The organism is Pseudomonas juntendi, from assembly GCF_009932375.1.
Classification (GTDB): Bacteria; Pseudomonadota; Gammaproteobacteria; order Pseudomonadales; family Pseudomonadaceae; genus Aquipseudomonas; species Aquipseudomonas juntendi.
The window spans coordinates 46,002-61,453 of record NZ_BLJG01000104.1 but is presented as its reverse complement, the minus strand read 5'-3'; the positions used below and the strand labels follow the sequence as shown (position 1 = coordinate 61,453).

14 protein-coding genes are annotated in these 15,452 nt (G+C 61.5%); 6 read left to right on the top strand and 8 right to left on the bottom strand.

The window, feature by feature from the left end; translation table 11 throughout:
- Positions 1-94: 94 nt before the first annotated feature.
- The 6 genes from GYA94_RS14600 to yghU form a co-directional block, all read right to left on the bottom strand.
- On the bottom strand, positions 95-1,339 hold the full coding sequence (locus GYA94_RS14600) for a saccharopine dehydrogenase family protein (protein ID WP_054903974.1): 1,245 nt from the start codon (positions 1,337-1,339) through the stop codon (positions 95-97).
- A 33-nt stretch (positions 1,340-1,372) separates the two neighbouring features.
- The gene (locus GYA94_RS14595) at positions 1,373-2,470 is read right to left on the bottom strand and encodes a carboxynorspermidine decarboxylase (protein WP_009686603.1); all 1,098 of its coding nucleotides are present in this window, start codon (positions 2,468-2,470) and stop codon (positions 1,373-1,375) included.
- 177 nt (positions 2,471-2,647) lie between these two features.
- Complete coding sequence (locus tag GYA94_RS14590; RefSeq protein ID WP_125854399.1) at positions 2,648-3,565, bottom strand: pyridoxal-phosphate dependent enzyme; 918 nt, start codon at positions 3,563-3,565, stop codon at positions 2,648-2,650.
- On the bottom strand, positions 3,562-4,230 hold the full coding sequence (locus GYA94_RS14585; protein WP_167524224.1) for a helix-turn-helix transcriptional regulator: 669 nt from the start codon (positions 4,228-4,230) through the stop codon (positions 3,562-3,564). The genes GYA94_RS14590 and GYA94_RS14585 overlap by 4 nt, the downstream gene beginning before the upstream one ends.
- Positions 4,231-4,322: 92 nt before the next feature.
- Positions 4,323-6,026: an amidase gene (locus GYA94_RS14580; RefSeq protein WP_161892565.1), complete on the bottom strand. Its 1,704-nt coding sequence runs from the start codon at positions 6,024-6,026 to the stop codon at positions 4,323-4,325.
- Between the two features lie 185 nt (positions 6,027-6,211).
- Positions 6,212-7,054: a glutathione-dependent disulfide-bond oxidoreductase gene (gene yghU / locus GYA94_RS14575; protein ID WP_161892564.1), complete on the bottom strand. Its 843-nt coding sequence runs from the start codon at positions 7,052-7,054 to the stop codon at positions 6,212-6,214.
- Positions 7,055-7,255: 201 nt separating this feature from the next.
- On the opposite strand from yghU, the gene GYA94_RS14570 reads away from it, so the two are divergent.
- The gene (locus tag GYA94_RS14570) at positions 7,256-8,293 is read left to right on the top strand and encodes an alpha/beta hydrolase family protein (protein WP_161892563.1); all 1,038 of its coding nucleotides are present in this window, start codon (positions 7,256-7,258) and stop codon (positions 8,291-8,293) included.
- Here the strand turns inward: GYA94_RS14570 and GYA94_RS14565 are convergent.
- Positions 8,264-9,457: an MFS transporter gene (locus GYA94_RS14565; protein WP_161892562.1), complete on the bottom strand. Its 1,194-nt coding sequence runs from the start codon at positions 9,455-9,457 to the stop codon at positions 8,264-8,266. The genes GYA94_RS14570 and GYA94_RS14565 overlap by 30 nt on opposite strands.
- 148 nt (positions 9,458-9,605) lie before the next feature.
- Positions 9,606-11,192, bottom strand: coding sequence for an ABC-F family ATPase (locus GYA94_RS14560; protein WP_009686613.1), 1,587 nt, complete (start codon positions 11,190-11,192; stop codon positions 9,606-9,608).
- 318 nt (positions 11,193-11,510) lie between these two features.
- On the opposite strand from GYA94_RS14560, the gene GYA94_RS14555 reads away from it, so the two are divergent.
- From GYA94_RS14555 to trbK, 5 genes are all read left to right on the top strand, one after another.
- On the top strand, positions 11,511-11,969 hold the full coding sequence (locus tag GYA94_RS14555) for a VOC family protein (protein WP_161892561.1): 459 nt from the start codon (positions 11,511-11,513) through the stop codon (positions 11,967-11,969).
- Positions 11,970-12,363: 394 nt separating this feature from the next.
- Positions 12,364-12,879: an alpha/beta fold hydrolase gene (locus tag GYA94_RS14550; RefSeq protein ID WP_255326934.1), complete on the top strand. Its 516-nt coding sequence runs from the start codon at positions 12,364-12,366 to the stop codon at positions 12,877-12,879.
- Between the two features lie 246 nt (positions 12,880-13,125).
- Entirely contained in the window at positions 13,126-13,638 is a 513-nt protein-coding gene (locus GYA94_RS14545; RefSeq protein ID WP_161892560.1) for a GrpB family protein, read from the top strand.
- A 568-nt stretch (positions 13,639-14,206) separates the two neighbouring features.
- A complete protein-coding gene (locus GYA94_RS14540) occupies positions 14,207-14,563 on the top strand; it encodes a hypothetical protein (protein ID WP_110678346.1) in 357 nt (118 codons plus the stop codon).
- A gap of 283 nt (positions 14,564-14,846) precedes the next feature.
- The gene (gene trbK / locus GYA94_RS14535) at positions 14,847-15,104 is read left to right on the top strand and encodes an entry exclusion lipoprotein TrbK (protein WP_308936449.1); all 258 of its coding nucleotides are present in this window, start codon (positions 14,847-14,849) and stop codon (positions 15,102-15,104) included.
- Positions 15,105-15,452 lie beyond the last annotated feature (348 nt).

Sequence of the window (15,452 nt, the reverse complement as noted above, 5' to 3'; positions counted from 1 at the left end):
TTAGCCGCATAACTTGAACCGCCGTGTACGGAACCGTACGCACGGTGGTGTGAGAGGACGGCGGGTGTGAACCCGCCTCCTACTCGTTTACCGCTTAGGCTTCAGCGTCCCAAGGACGGTCACCTTTTTCATCCTTGACGCGGGTCGGCAGGCCCATCACGTCCAGCGCCTTGAGGAACGGCTCGGCTGGCAGCTCCTCGACGTTGACCATGCGTTTGGCATCCCACTCGCCACGGGCAACCAGCAGGGCCGCAGCCACTGGCGGTACGCCTGCGGTGTAGGAGATGCCCTGGCTGTCGGTTTCGGCGTAGGCCTCTTCGTGGTCGGCCACGTTGTAGATGAACACTTCGCGCGGTTGACCGTTCTTGGTGCCTTTGACCAGGTCGCCGATGCAGGTCTTGCCGGTGTAGCCCGGGGCCAGCGAGGCCGGGTCTGGCAGCACGGCCTTGACCACTTTCAGCGGCACCACTTCCAGGCCTTCGGCCGTTTTCACCGGCTGCTCGCTGAGCAGGCCAAGGTTTTTCAGCACCGTGAACACATTGATGTAGTGCTCGCCGAAGCTCATCCAGAAGCGTACGTTCGGCACGTTGAGGTTCTTCGAAATCGAGTGAACTTCGTCATGGCCGGTGAGGTACAGGTTTTGCGAGCCGACTACCGGCAGGTCGTCGGTACGCTTGACTTCGAACATGGTGTTGCTGGTCCACTGGCTGTTCTGCCAGCTCCACACTTGCCCGGTGAACTCGCGGAAGTTGATTTCCGGGTCGAAGTTGGTGGCGAAGTACTTGCCATGCGAACCGGCATTGACGTCGAGAATGTCGATCGAATCAATGCTGTCGAAATACTGTTGCTGCGCAAGTTTTGCGTAGCTGTTGACCACACCCGGGTCAAAGCCGACCCCGAGAATGGCGGTAATGTTCTTTTGTTGGCACTCTTCGAGGTGTTTCCACTCGTAGTTGCCGTACCACGGCGGGGTCTCGCAGATCTTGCCCGGCTCTTCGTGGATGGCGGTGTCCAGGTAGGCGACACCGGTATCGATGCAGGCACGCAGCACCGACATGTTGAGGAAGGCGGAACCGACGTTGATCACGATCTGCGACTCGGTCTCGCGGATCAGCGCCTTGGTGGCCTCGACATCGAGGGCATTGAGCGAGAAGGCCTGGATGTCGGCGGGAACCTTGAGGCTACCCTTGGCCTTGACGCTGTCGATGATGGCCTGGCATTTGGAGATGTTCCGTGACGCGATAGCGATACGACCCAGTTCGTCGTTATGCTGCGCGCACTTGTGGGCCACCACCTTGGCGACACCTCCTGCACCAATGATAAGAACGTTCTTCTTCAATTTACCTGTTGCTCCTTACTTGGGAAGCCGGCCTTACGACAGGCTGGAAACGTAGTCTTCAAAACCGAACTCACGGACGACCTCGACGCTGCCGTCGAGTTGCTTGACCGCGATGGACGGCATTTTCAAACCGTTGAACCAGTTTTTCTTGACCATGGTGTAACCGGCCGTATCTACGAACGACAGGCGATCGCCAATGGCCAATGGGCGGTCGAACTGGTACTCACCGAAGATGTCACCGGCCAGGCACGATTTGCCGCAGACCATGTAGGTGTGCTCGCCGTCGTTGGGGGCCATCTTGGCGTTCAGGCGGTAGATCAGCAGGTCGAGCAGGTGCGCTTCGATCGAGCTGTCGACCACGGCCAGGTGCTTGCCGTTGTACAAGGTGTCGAGCACGGTCACTTCCAGCGAGGCGCTGTTGGTGATGGCGGCTTCGCCAGGCTCCAGGTACACCTGCACCCCGTAGGTTTGTGCGAAGGCCTTGAGGCGCGCGCAGAAAGCGTCTACTGCGTAGTCTTCACCGGTGAAGTGGATGCCGCCGCCCAGGCTGACCCACTCGACCTGGTGCAGCAGGTGGCCGAAGCGCTCTTCGATGTGCGTGAGCATCTTGTCGAACAGGCCGAAGTCACCGTTCTCGCAGTTGTTGTGGAACATGAAACCAGAGATCTGGCCGATCACCTGCTCGATCTTGGCCGGGTCCCATTCGCCCAGGCGGCTGAACGGCCGGGCCGGGTCGGCCAGCAGGTAGTCGGAGCTGCTGACCTGCGGGTTGACGCGCAGGCCACGCACCTTGCCTTCGGACTGGTCGGCAAAGCGTTGCAGCTGGCCGATCGAGTTGAAGATGATCTTGTCGCAGTTCTCGAGCATTTCCTCGACCTCGTCGTCGGCCCAGGCCACGCTGTAGGCGTGGGTCTCGCCGGCAAACTTCTGGCGGCCGAGCTTGAGCTCGAACAGGGAAGACGAGGTGGTGCCGTCCATGTACTGCTGCATCAGGTCGAATACCGACCAGGTGGCAAAGCACTTGAGGGCGAGCAGTGCCTTGGCACCGGAGTGTTCGCGCACGTAGGCGATCTTCTCCATGTTGCTGAGCAGCTTGGTTTTATCGATGAGGTAGTACGGCGTCTTGATCATTTAAAGGCCCCCGGCCAGGCCGGCCAAAAAAAGGACACGCATTGTGCCTTCCCTTGCCGCAGATCGAAAGGGCGCAGGGCATTTTTCCTTTGCGTGGCTGCCACTGCCGGGCAGAGTCGCCGGCAGTGTCGGGTTCAGTGATACACGGCAAAGGAAACAGACAGATGACAGCCCGTATCAGTCGACCTGTCGCAACCACGCCTGTATCTGTTCCAAAGTGGCGGTAGCACCCCCGCATACCACCACCAGCACGTTCGGGTAACGCGCCATGGCGCTGGCGTCATAGGCCAGCGCCAACGCGGCGCCACAGGCGGGCTCCACCAGTAGCCGATGGTCTTGCAGAAAGCGCTCGCAAGCCTGCAGCGCGGCACGGTCGCTGACCAGGTGGCTGTGTACCGGTTGCCGACGCGTACAGGCCAGCGCCTGTTCGGCCACCCGCTTGGCACCCAGCGAGCCGGCGATCGAGGCAATGCGCGGCAACGCCACGGTGTGTCCGGCTTGCATGGCCGCGTGCAGCGAGGCAGCGCCGGTCGTCTCCACGGCCAGCACCGGCACGTCCGCCCAGCCATTGCGTTGCAGCCCCTCGACCACGCCGCTGAGCAGCCCGCCACCCCCCACCGACAGCACGACCGCATCGGGCTTGAAGCCGGTCGCAACCACTTCGTCGACCAGGCTGGCATGCCCGGCCCACAGCAGCGGGTCGTCGAAGGGGTGAATGAAGGCATCGCCAGCGCCTACCAAGGTCAGTGCCAGTTCGTTGGCTTCCTGCCACGAGCTGCCGTGTACCAGTACCTTGGCATTTTCCAGGCGCAGCAGCTCCTTGGCCCGTTCGGTGGTGGTCTCGGGCACCACCACGGTCACCGGCACCCCCAGTTTGCGCCCGGCGTAGGCCACCGCCAGGCCGGCATTGCCCCCCGATGACGACACCAGGTGCCTGGCACCCCGCGCGTAGTGAACCTCGCAGGCGTGGCCCACCCCGCGCAGCTTGAACGAGCCACAAGGCTGCAGGGCGTCAAGCTTGAGCCAGATGTTGCGCCCGGCAGCCAGCGACAGCGGGCGTGATTCGATCAGGGGCGTAGGGATGTGCAAGGTCATAGGCTGGCTCCGCGCAGTTGTTCGAGGTAGTTGTAGATGGTGTAGCGGGTCACGCCGAGTGCGCTGGCGGCCTTCTCGACGCCGCCCTTGACGATGAACAGGCCACGCTCCTGCATCACGCGCACAGCTTCGAGCTTGGCCTGCTTGTTCATTCGCCCTTGGCCGTTGCGCTGCAGTGCGCCCTGGATGATCTCGCTCATCAGCAGCGCCATGTCGGCAGGCTCGTTGGCGGTCGGCGTAGCGCCCAGGGGCTGGAAGTGCTGGAGGAACTGCATGGCCGCATCCAGGCCGGTAACATCGGTGTTCACGCACAGGCTGGCAAACGGGTGCCCGCTGCTGTCGCGGAATATCGCGGTGGCGCTGCGCAGCGTGCGGCCCTTGAGGGTAGTGGGGTAGTCGGGCAGCACCACCGGCTCACAACCCTGCTGGTCGGCCGAGGCCCGCATCAGTGCCTTGAAACCCTGATCCTGTTCCGGGGCGGCAAGGATCGGGCTGCCGATGCTGCGACCGGAAAGGTGGCCATTGACGATAGCCACCACCGAGTGCTCGGGGTGGTCGAGGTCGTGCAGGAGGATTTCCATGTTGCGCGCGGCAACGCTGCCCAAGGCCTGGATGGCGGCCTTGAGCACGGTGAGGGTGAGCTGGCGCTCGGCAGTGGGTGTCATGGGCAACGAGCCGCTTAAATCAACGATTTGTGTATATTTACACGAATCGTTGATTTTAGCGACGGTTGCCTGAAGGGCGTTGCCGTGGGGGGTCAACCCAGCGCGGGGGTGCGCGGCGGCACAATGCGGCGCGAACCGGTCGCTTCAAAGGCGGCCGCAAAGGTCAGCAGGGCATTGTCGCTGTAGGCCCGCCCGGCGAAGGTCAGGCCCACCGGCATACCGATGTCGGCCATGACGCCCATCGGTACGGTCACGGTCGGTACGCCAAGGTGGCGGATCGCCAGGTTGCCATTGGCCACCCAGACGCCGTTGCTCCAGGCGATGTCTGCCGATACCGGGTTGACGTCGGCATCCGCCGGGCCGACATCGGCCACGGTGGGGAACAGCACGGCGTCCAGGCCTTGGGCGTCCATCCAGTCTTCCAGGTCCAGCTTGCGGGTCCGCTCCAGGCCGCGCAGCCCATCGGGCAGGGTCTCGATCTGGTCCCAGGTCTTCAGGCCACGCTTGGCCATGTTGACGTATTCGTCCATGCCGGCTGCCAGGTCGTCCTCGCGGTTGGGCAGGGTGCCCGGGTCGTGCGGGAAAATCTGAGGGCCATCGACATCCGCCAGGCGGTTGAGCTTGGGGTCGCCATTGGCGCGCAGGAAATCATCGAAGCCCCAGCCCGACAGCTCCCAGAGCTCGTCGTGCAGGAATTCCTTGCTGACGATGCCGCGGTTGTACACCGTGGGTGCGCCGGGGCGGTCCCCTTCGCAGTTGGACACCAGCGGGAAATCGACTTCCTCCACTTGCGCGCCGGCCGCTTCCAGGGCCTGACGGGCCTGTTGCCACAGGGCGATAACGCTCGCGCGGGTGTGGATGCGCTGGCCGGTAGGGCCCCCGATACCGGGCTTTTGCGAAGTGCCGGCTGCGTCGTCGGCATTGATGTACATGCGCGGCACGCCGAAGCGCTTGCCCTTGAGGGCGCCGGCATCGGCGGCCAGGTCCAGGTACGACGCCGGGCGCACCGCCGAGGCCGCAGGGATGGGCACCCAGGGCTGCAGGCGCCACAGGTCGCCACGCTTGTCGGGGTCATCGGCGACCACGACGTCGAGTACCTCCAGCAGGTCGGCCATGGTGCGCGCATAGGGCACCACCACATCCATGGTCGGGGTCAGCGGCCAGTTGCCGCGCACCGAAATCACCCCACGCGAGGGCGTGTAGGCGCACAGGCCATTGTTCGAGGCGGGGCCGCGGCCACTGGACCAGGTTTCTTCGGCCAGGCCAAAGGCGCTGAAACTGGCGGCGGTAGCCGTGCCGGCGCCGTTGGACGAGCCCGAGGCGAACGGCGCGGTCAGGTAATGGGCGTTGTACGGGCTTTCGGCGCGGCCATACACACCGCGCTGCATGCCCCCGTTGGCCATGGGCGGCATGTTGGTCTTGCCCAGGCATATGGCCCCGGCGGCGCGCAGGCGCTCGATGGTGAAAGCGTCGCGCTGGGCCACCAGGTCTTTGAAGGCCGGGCTGCCCGATGCCGCAGTCAGGCCTTTGACCAGGTAGCTGTCCTTGGCAGTGTAGGGAATGCCGTCCAGCGGGCTCAGCAGCTGGCCTTTGGCGCGGCGGGCATCGGAGGCCTCGGCTTCCTGCAGCGCCTGCGGGTTGCGCACCACTACGGCGTTCAGGGCGGTGGCCGTGTCGGCGCCGTCGTAGGCATCAATGCGGGCCAGGTAGGCCTTGACCAGCTCGACCGCCGTCGTGCGGCCCGATTCGAGCGCGTCGCGCAGCTCGGCAATGGAAACCTCGGTTACCTCGATCATGCGTTCACCAAACAATGTACAGGTGGGGGCTATTGCGGGGAGTGTACAAGAAGGGCTACGCCGACGCAGGTTTGCGCAGGGGCAAATGATTTTGTGCAGGTGGGCATTGTCATGCCCGAGTACGCGGCAGGCATTGGCAGAGGCGGCCCTGTATCACCACAGGGCCACCTTCGGCGCGCGTTGTATCAGTTGTTCAGATCCGCAGCCGAATGCCGTTCAGGCACCTGGCTGGCTTCGTCGCCCCAGGTGCGGTTCACCCGGGTGCCGCGTTGCACTGCGTTGCGCTGGGCAATCTCTTGCGCCCAGCGCTGCACATTCGGGTACTCATGCACCGCCAGGAACTCTGCTGCGCCATACAGGTTGCCCAGTACCAGCTGGCCGTACCAGGGCCACACGGCAATATCGGCGATGCTGTATGCCTCACCGCCCAGGTAGCGGCTTTCGGCCAGGCGCCGGTCAAGCACATCCAACTGACGCTTGGCTTCCATGGTGAAGCGGTTGATGGCGTACTCGAACTTCTCCGGCGCGTACACATAGAAATGACCAAAGCCGCCACCCAGGTACGGCGCCGCCCCCATCTGCCAGAACAGCCAGTTCAGGCACTCGGTGCGGGCAGCAGGCGCTGTCGGCAGCAGGGCACCGAACTTTTCTGCCAGGTACAACAGGATCGAGCCGGACTCGAATACACGCACCGGTGGTTCCTGGCTGCAGTCGAGCAGCGCGGGGATCTTGGAGTTGGGGTTGACCTTGACGAAGCCGCTGGAAAACTGGTCGCCTTCGCCGATGCGGATCAGCCAGGCATCGTACTCCGCGCCAGCGTGGCCGAGCTCAAGCAGCTCTTCCAGGGCAATGGTGACCTTCACGCCGTTGGGCGTGGCCAGCGAATACAGCTGCAGCGGTTGCTCGCCCTTGGGCAGGTCCTTGTCGTGGGTAGGGCCGGCGACAGGGCGGTTGATGCTGGCGAACTGGCCCCCGGATGCAGCGTCAGGGCGCCAGACCTTGGGTGGCACGTAGGCGGGTTTGCTCATGCATGAAACTCCTTCAAGGGCGCTGAAGCGGTCAGATAAAACCGTTGACCGTCATCTATGCCACGGGTTCGCCGCCAGGCGCAAATGCAGGGTGCGCGTGCAGGCCTGGCATAACGCCAGTTTCATCCAGTTTTCATGCGGCGCCTGCGGGGCCAGGCCTATGCTGGGTTATCGCATTGCCACGCAAGGAGCCGCTGGCCGATGACTCTCCCCCGTTGCGTGTTGACGCTGGCGCTGTGTGCCTGCCTGCTGGCCCATGCCGAGGCTGCGCAATGGGCAGCAGGCCTGCATCACATGACCCTGACCGACCCGGTCGATAACCGGCCAATGCAGGCGCTGGCGTTCTACCCAGCGCTGGGCCAGGCCCGCAGTAGCCGTATCGATGGCTACCCGCTCGAGGTGGCCGAAGAGGCCCCCATCGCCATGGGGCGCTTCCCGCTGTTGGTGCTGTCGCACGGCAATACCGGCAGCCCGCTGGCGTTGCATTACCTGGCTACGGCGTTGGCGCGCGCAGGGTTCGTGGTGGTGGCGGTGGTCCACCCCGGGGACAACACCCGCGACCACAGCCGCCTGGGCACCCTGAGCAATCTGTATGGCCGGCCGTTGCAGCTCAGCGCGGCGATCACCGCGGCCCGCGCAGACAGCGTGGTGGGCCCGTACCTGACGGACGGCAAGGTGGGTGTGATCGGCTACTCGGCGGGTGGTGAAACGGCGTTGATCTTGTCTGGCGCGCACCCGGACCTGGAGCGTTTGCGCCAGTACTGCCTGGAACGCCCCAACGACGCCGACGCCTGCAAGACCCACGGCATATTGATAGCCGACCGCAGTGAGCTTGGCCCCAAGGCCGACCCGCGTGTCGGCGCGGTGATGTTGATGGCGCCGCTCAGCCTGCTGTTCGGGCGGCATGCCCTGGCCGGGGTGCAGGTGCCGGCACTGATCTACAGCGGCGACAGCGACCAGTTGGTGGCCGTGGACCGCAACGCCGCAGCGCTGGCCCGCAAGCTGCCAGTCACACCGGATTACCGACTGTTGGCCGGTGCAGGGCATTTCGTGTTCATGGCCCGTTGCGATGCCGAGCAATACCAGCGCATGCCGGTGCTGTGCAAGGATGCCGAAGGCGTTGACCGTCGGCATATCCACCACTCACTGCAACGTGAAACCGCAGCGTTCTTCAGCGAGGCGCTGGGGGCGCCGCAATTGGCCGAGCGCTCAGCGGCCACGGCCACGGCGCGCCAGTAGCAGCGTCAGCCCGACGCCGGCCAGTGCCAGCAGGGCGGCCACGCAGAAGATCGAGGCATAGCCCAGGTGCGCGGCAACCGCCCCCATTACCGGCCCGGCGAGGGCCAGGGCCATGTCGAAGAACACCGCGTAGGCGCTCAGCCCGGCACCCCGGCTGCTGCTGGGTACCTGCCTGATGGCTTCGACGCCCAGTGCCGGGTACACCAGCGACAGCCCAAAGCCGGTCAGCCCGGCGCCCAGCAACGCCCACGGTGGTGAGGGCGCCAGCCACAGCAGGCCAAGGCCGAGCACTTCGGTGGCCATGCAGGCGACCGCGACGTTGTAGCCACCAAAGCGATTGACCGCGTTGACGAACAGCAGCCGGGAGATGATGAAGCACACGCCAAACGCGCTCAGGCACCAGGCTGCTCCGGCCCAGCCACGCTCAAGGTAATACAGGGTGACAAAGGTGGTCAGGGTGCCGTACCCGATGGAAGCGAGGGTCAGGCCAACACCACACGGCGCCACCCGGCCGAACGCCGACCAGAAGGGCAGGCGCTCGCCGCGCGTCACAGCCACGTCGGGGCGTTTGCGCAGCACCAGCAGGGCAATGGCTGCCAACCCCAGCAGCGCCGGGCCCAGCACGCTGAAGCTCAGCCCGTCCACGGCCAGCACCCCCACCGGCGCGCCGATGGCGATGGCACCGTAAGAGGCGATGCCGTTCCATGAAATGACCCGGGCGGTGTGTTCAGGGCCGACCTGGCTGATTCCCCAGCTCAGGGTCGCCACGCCGATCAACCCCTGGGCTATGCCCAGCAGCAGGCGCCCGGCAAGCAGTAGGCCCAGGCTGAGGGTTGGCAGGTTCAGCGCCCAGGCGGACAGCAGGGTCAGCACGCCGCAGCCGGCGATACCCAGCAGGCCATAGCGTATTGCCCGCTTGCCGCCCAAGGTATCGGCCACCTTGCCGGCTAATGGCCGGCTGAGCAGGGTGGCCAGGTATTGCAAGGCGATGGTCACGCCCGCTATCACGGCGCCGAAGCCCAGCTGATCGTGCACATGGCTGGGCAGTACCGCGATCGGCAGGCCGATGCAGAGGAAGGCAATGAAGGTGTAGAAGACAATCGACAGGATTTGCAGGGTTATGTGCAAGCTATCGCTGGGGGGAGCAGGTTGTTGCGCGGTCATGGGCTCGTTCGCGGGCGGGCGGTTGGGCGTGAACCCATCATGGCCGTTGCGCGAAGGAAATGAAAGCAGGCTAACGAATTTTTCGTGGAGAGGCCTGCGCTGTGGCGCAAGGCCTAGCCGCCGATGGCGGCCAGGCCTTACCGCTCAATCAGACCAACACACCCTGGCTACGCAGGTAGTCGTCGTAGGTACCGCTGAAGTCCACCACGCCATCGGCCGAGAGCTCGATGATGCGGGTAGCCAGCGACGAAACGAATTCGCGGTCGTGGCTGACGAACAGCAGGGTGCCTGGGTAGTTTTCCAGCGCCAGGTTGAGTGCTTCGATCGACTCCATGTCCAGGTGGTTGGTCGGTTCGTCCATCACCAGCACGTTGGGTTTTTGCAGGATCAGCTTGCCGAACAGCATGCGGCCTTGTTCACCACCGGAAATCACCTTCACCGACTTGAGGATCTCGTCGTTGGAGAACAGCATGCGCCCCAGGGTGCCGCGGATCACCTGCTCGCCGGATGTCCACTGGCCCATCCAGTCGAACAGGGTCATGTCGTCTTCGAAGTCGTGGGCGTGGTCTTGCGCGTAGTAGCCGACTTCGGCGCTGTCGGTCCACTTCACCGAACCGGCATCCGGGGTCATTTCGCCGACCAGGGTACGCAGCAGGGTGGTCTTGCCGATACCGTTCGGGCCGATGATCGCCACGCGCTCACCCGCTTCCACGGTAAGGTCGAAGTTCTTGAACAGCACCTTGTCATCGAAGGCTTTGGCCATTTTCTCGACGACCACGGCCTGGCGGTGCAGCTTCTTGGTCTGCTCGAAGCGAATGAACGGGCTGACGCGGCTGGACGGTTTCACTTCGGCCAGCTGGATCTTGTCGATCTGCTTGGCGCGCGAAGTGGCCTGCTTGGCTTTCGACGCGTTCGCCGAGAAGCGGCTGACGAAGGTCTGCAGTTCGGCGATCTGGGCTTTCTTCTTGGCGTTGTCCGCCAACAATTGCTCGCGCGACTGGGTGGCGGCCGTCATGTACTCGTCGTAGTTGCCCGGGAACAGGCGCAGCTCGCCGTAGTCCAGGTCAGCCATGTGGGTGCACACGCTGTTGAGGAAGTGGCGGTCGTGGGAAATGATGATCATGGTGCTGTTACGCGCCGTGAGGATCGTTTCGAGCCAGCGGATGGTGTTGATGTCCAGGTGGTTGGTCGGTTCGTCGAGCAGCAGCACGTCCGGGTCCGAGAACAGCGCCTGGGCCAGCAGCACACGCAGCTTCCAGCCAGGGGCCACTTCGCTCATCGGGCCGAAGTGCTGCTCCAGCGGAATACCCAGGCCCAGCAGCAGTTCGCCGGCGCGCGACTCGGCGGTGTAGCCGTCCATTTCGGCGAATTCGGTTTCCAGTTCGGCGACGGCCATGCCGTCTTCCTCGGACATTTCCGGCAGCGAGTAGATACGGTCGCGCTCAGCCTTGACCTTCCACAGCTGGCCGTGGCCCATGATCACCGTGTCGATGACGGTGAATTCCTCGTAGGCGAACTGGTCCTGGCGCAGCTTGCCCAGGCGGGTGTTGGGTTCGAGCATGACCTGGCCACCCGAAGGCTCCAGGTCACCGCCGAGGATCTTCATGAAAGTCGACTTGCCGCAGCCGTTGGCGCCGATCAGGCCGTAGCGGTTGCCGTTGTTGAATTTGACAGAAACGTTTTCGAACAGCGGCTTGGAGCCGAACTGCATGGTGATGTTGGCGGTGGAGATCAAGGAGCTTACCTATCAATAACTTACGTGGCTTCTTCGCAGCTGCGGACCAATTTGGTACCAGTCTGGCGCTTTTCCAGTTCTGACCAGTGGTTGGACGAGTCAATCCAGCGCGCATAAGTCGATAAGAGCATCTGCACGCCATGCCCGAGCTGTTGGGCGATAAATGTGGGGTTGAGACCAGACATTGAGCGTATTGTCGCATAGGTGTGGCGGCAGTTATACGGGGGCGGTACCTGATCCCCAAACCTGCGAGGATCGGCCCGCCATGGTTGATGCCGGTCGGACGTGACCGTCCCCCCCCCCTTGAAGGATGACTTGATGAATTCCAACCACAGTGTCTATGCCGTCGATCATATTGGCTTCGCCGTCAGCTCACTGGAAGAAGCCATTCGCTTCTGGACAATCGGGCTTGGTTTCACACTCGAACGCCAGTCGGAAATGGGAGGACCATTCATTCTCGATGTAACCGGCACCGCCGACCCGAAGGTGCGAACGGCGATAGTGAAAGGGCCGGATGGCAGCCGAGTGGAACTGCTGGAATATTCGCAGGGTGCCCGCCACGGTGTCACCCCGCCTACGGCATCTGCGATTGGCTCAGCGCATCTGGCATTGAGCGTGCAAGACATGCACGCCGTACTCGGTCGCATCGAGCAAGCGGGCTGGAAGGCCAGGGGTACGCCTCAACCGATTCCCGCAGGCCCACGCAAGGGTACGCTGGTGGTGTATGTGACCGGGCCAGACAACATTACGCTGGATCTGATGCAGGCGGCTGAGTAGCTTTCTGCGCTCGCCTGATGTGTGCTGTCTTCAAACGGGTGCACGGGCAAGCTCTTTGCTTGCTCACCGTCAGTACATGCGTCAATGCAATAAACAGGGTCTGGCGAGAACCCAACTCAAGCGTGCAAGATCGATCATTCTTCATGCCATCGGGTGCATTCATACCCAAGCATACGCCCGTAGTGTTCATCAGCGGCCTCATCGGCTGCCTTGATCACAGCACCCTGCATAAGCGCCTGTCTCCGCTTCCGGTCTTCGTGCCTGACCTGCTTGGGTATGGCCGTCTAAGTGGTGTTACGCCATGCAACGTGAATATCCCTTCTCAGATCGAGCACCTGCACCGAGAGATCGGCAAGCACGCCCAGGTAGGCGAGTACACCTGGTCGGTCACTCCGTGGGCGGAGTTGTAGCCATGCTCTATGCGAGGCGTTATCGAGATCAAGTAGCCAGCATCACAAGCGTAGAGGGCAATTTTTCACTGAAAGATGCGTTCTGGTCTTCTAGTGTGGCAAAAATGTCTGCGCAAGAAACAGAGGCTCTGCTAGCCGACTATCGTGCAAATCCGAAAGCCTGGATGGAGCGCGCAGGGGTTGCTTCTAGCCAGCAACGCCTTGAGGTTGCTATGGCCCGGTTGGCTCATCAACCCTCCAGCACAGTGCAAGCCATGGCCCGATCAGTGCTGGTCGAGACCGTAGGTGATGATTACCACGATGCCTTGAAGGCGGTATTTTCTTCTATTCCTGTGCACCTGCTGGCCGGAGAGCGCTCCCGGGCCGAATGGGATGTACCTGACTGGGCGATAGCACAGTCGGCCAGTGTCACCATCATGCGTGAGGTGGGCCATCTGATGATGCTTGAGCAGCCACAGGCATTTGCACAGGAGATCGCCCAGACACTCAATCAGGTTTGATCGGATTCACGGAGCAGCGCACTACAACCTAGGTAAGGGTAATGGTGACCGACTCATTGCTGCCCTTCACATGGGGGCAGTCGGCCAGAAGCACATGGTAGACAAGACAGCTACCCAACCTCGATCAGATTCGAATTTGATCTACTGAATTGCCGCATGGCCGGGGTATCGTTATCAGTGGCTGGCGAATTCACAAGTATTGAGGGAACATTCGGAGTATCAGGTACTAGCCTCCAAGGAACGGAAATGGCACTGACCAGCAAAATCACTCCCTATGACCTCACTTGGCCCGCCCGCTTTCTGGCAGACAAGCCACTCATCGCTTCGGCCTTTGGCGATGAACTGATCGCCATACAGCATGTTGGAAGTACCTCCGTTCCAGGGCTCGCGGCGAAGCCTGAGATCGATGTGCTCATCGAGGTTCACGATCATAGCAACGCCTCGGCGCGGGATGAGGTGTTGATGGGCTTGGGATATGTGCGAGGAAGCGACTTATCGGAAGGGCATCATTTCTATCGGCGTAATGTGGATGGGATTCGCACGCACAAGCTCCACGCTTGTGTCCGTGGCCACCTTGCGATCACCCAGATGGTGGGGTTCAGAGATTTGCTTAGATGCGATGCCTTGATGCGCCAGCAATATGAAGCGCTGAAGCTCCAACTTGAGTCGAGCAATACAGGTGGGATGGCTGAGTATCTGGAGAAAAAGTCTCCGTTTATTATCGCGGCACTAGTGCATGCCGGCATCGTACCTGGATGACCGATCGGTTGCTAAGCGGCGTCGGTATCAAGTGTCTGCATTGGGTCGGTAGCGGTCATCCACGACCGGAAGCTTGCGACCCATTGCAGACACTCACGCAAAGGAGCACTGCAAACCCAGGCCTCCGATCGCCATTACTGCTGGCTCTGGTTTGAGTTTTGCGCCGTTACGGTATCTCTGGTTTGTTCCATGCGGTGTTTGCGACATCCCTTTTCGTACAGAGCCTAGGCCGGTCTTGCGGCGCCCGTTGGATTTCTCTTGCGCATCAGTCTGCGCTTTCAGATCACACACCGATGCTGCCTGGTGATGAAGAACTCGGTGCATCGGGCAGCTTTCGTCATGCTGACGCGGTACTGGTTGTTCAGAATGGGGCAAGGGCCGTATTATCAGGCCGGTGTCTCGGTTTGTGCTGAGACTCACTTCCTTCGAAGGACATGAGCATGGGAAAATATTTCGGTAATTCAGGCCTGTTCAAGGCGGCTTCGTATTCCTGCAACGAACTCTTAGTCAGTGGTATCGCTAGCTGGGAGCGGAAAAATATTGCCCTGAATACGAAGGAGTTTTTGATATGTCCAAAGAATTATTCGGAGTTTCTGCTCTAGGTTTAATGGTGGTCGGTGAGTTCTGTGCAATCTACAGTGAGGTCGTGGTCGCTAAACTCGCGCAGACGGGAAGTGCTTCATGGGGCGCTATCAGCTTTCCCTTGGTGCTGATGTGTTTTGCAGGGATTTGCCTACTGGCGGCATACTGGCTTGGATACGTTGCAGTCGGTGACATCTGGATCGTCACCGTAGTATCGGTCACCTCGTTGTTGCTTCTCGAGCCCGTAATCGTGTGGTCTCTTTTTCATGAATTCCCAGGACGGGGAGCGCTCATTGGCTTTATCCTAGGGGCCTTGGGGATGCTGGCCACTGTATTGCTTTAACTCACTCTTCTGGCCCAGCATCTACTGCTGGGCCAGTTCGCACGCATTGCATTAATTTTCCGTCTGGTACCGTTGCCTGGGCCAGTCAGTGAAATGGGATCCGGCAGCATCGGCCTTTGACTGGATGCGCTCTGGAATCCCTTCCCGATGAACCGAGACATCCTTCGCCCCATCCGCTATGATCCGGGGCCAGCAACCCATGCAAACTGTGCAATGCGCGGGCGATTCAGGACCTCCTGTCACTCGTGCCTAGGTAGATCAGGGTACCGGATTACCCTGAGTCATGAATGAGGACGTTATGAAACACATAGTGGGAATTTCCGCAGCCATCGTTATGGCGTGTAGCCTGTCAGCACAGGCGGATGAGAAAGTACCTGCCCCAAACGAGAAGAATTGTTCGGGTAGCACGTACGATCAGATCCTCGCCAGTCTTTCGAAAGACGCTGATCGCAATGAATTCATTTACAACTGCAAGAGTTTTGAACAAGCTCGAAAACACACAGAGTGGAAGTTCGAGAAGAGCCCACCGGACGATTTCTGACCGCTGATGTGATTCAATGCTCGGCTCTGCACGTCGATACAGGTTTACCTTCGGTCGAACGACGTTATGGAGAAATAACCCCGTTTGGAGCAGAGCTAGTCAGACTGTGTGAAAGCCCACTGATCGGCCTTACACGCCCCGACTTGTGCGGGGCGTTGTTTTTTACTGAAAAAAGCGCTTCATCAGCGCTGACACCTCCTTTGAAGTATTACAGCTGAGCGCCCGCAATCCCCCGGACGATCACCGAGCTGTCGGCGGCCGCTTGCGGGTGCCAGCCAATAAAGGTATGGCCTACATCTGAATCTGGTATTTCATCTGCACGCGCACAGCTGATTAGCATCGTCGATG

What these genes read in the sequence shown, in the direction of transcription:
- GYA94_RS14595 (WP_009686603.1), bottom strand. Translation starts at nt 2,470, where the DNA reads ATGATCAAGACGCCGTACTACCTCATCGATAAAACCAAGCTGCTCAGC.
- GYA94_RS14590 (WP_125854399.1), bottom strand. Translation starts at nt 3,565, where the DNA reads ATGACCTTGCACATCCCTACGCCCCTGATCGAATCACGCCCGCTGTCG.
- GYA94_RS14555 (WP_161892561.1), top strand. Translation starts at nt 11,511, where the DNA reads ATGAATTCCAACCACAGTGTCTATGCCGTCGATCATATTGGCTTCGCC.
- yghU (WP_161892564.1), bottom strand. Translation starts at nt 7,054, where the DNA reads ATGAGCAAACCCGCCTACGTGCCACCCAAGGTCTGGCGCCCTGACGCT.
- GYA94_RS14545 (WP_161892560.1), top strand. Translation starts at nt 13,126, where the DNA reads ATGGCACTGACCAGCAAAATCACTCCCTATGACCTCACTTGGCCCGCC.
- GYA94_RS14570 (WP_161892563.1), top strand. Translation starts at nt 7,256, where the DNA reads ATGACTCTCCCCCGTTGCGTGTTGACGCTGGCGCTGTGTGCCTGCCTG.
- GYA94_RS14585 (WP_167524224.1), bottom strand. Translation starts at nt 4,230, where the DNA reads ATGACACCCACTGCCGAGCGCCAGCTCACCCTCACCGTGCTCAAGGCC.
- GYA94_RS14580 (WP_161892565.1), bottom strand. Translation starts at nt 6,026, where the DNA reads ATGATCGAGGTAACCGAGGTTTCCATTGCCGAGCTGCGCGACGCGCTC.
- GYA94_RS14540 (WP_110678346.1), top strand. Translation starts at nt 14,207, where the DNA reads ATGTCCAAAGAATTATTCGGAGTTTCTGCTCTAGGTTTAATGGTGGTC.
- trbK (WP_308936449.1), top strand. Translation starts at nt 14,847, where the DNA reads ATGAATGAGGACGTTATGAAACACATAGTGGGAATTTCCGCAGCCATC.
- GYA94_RS14565 (WP_161892562.1), bottom strand. Translation starts at nt 9,457, where the DNA reads ATGACCGCGCAACAACCTGCTCCCCCCAGCGATAGCTTGCACATAACC.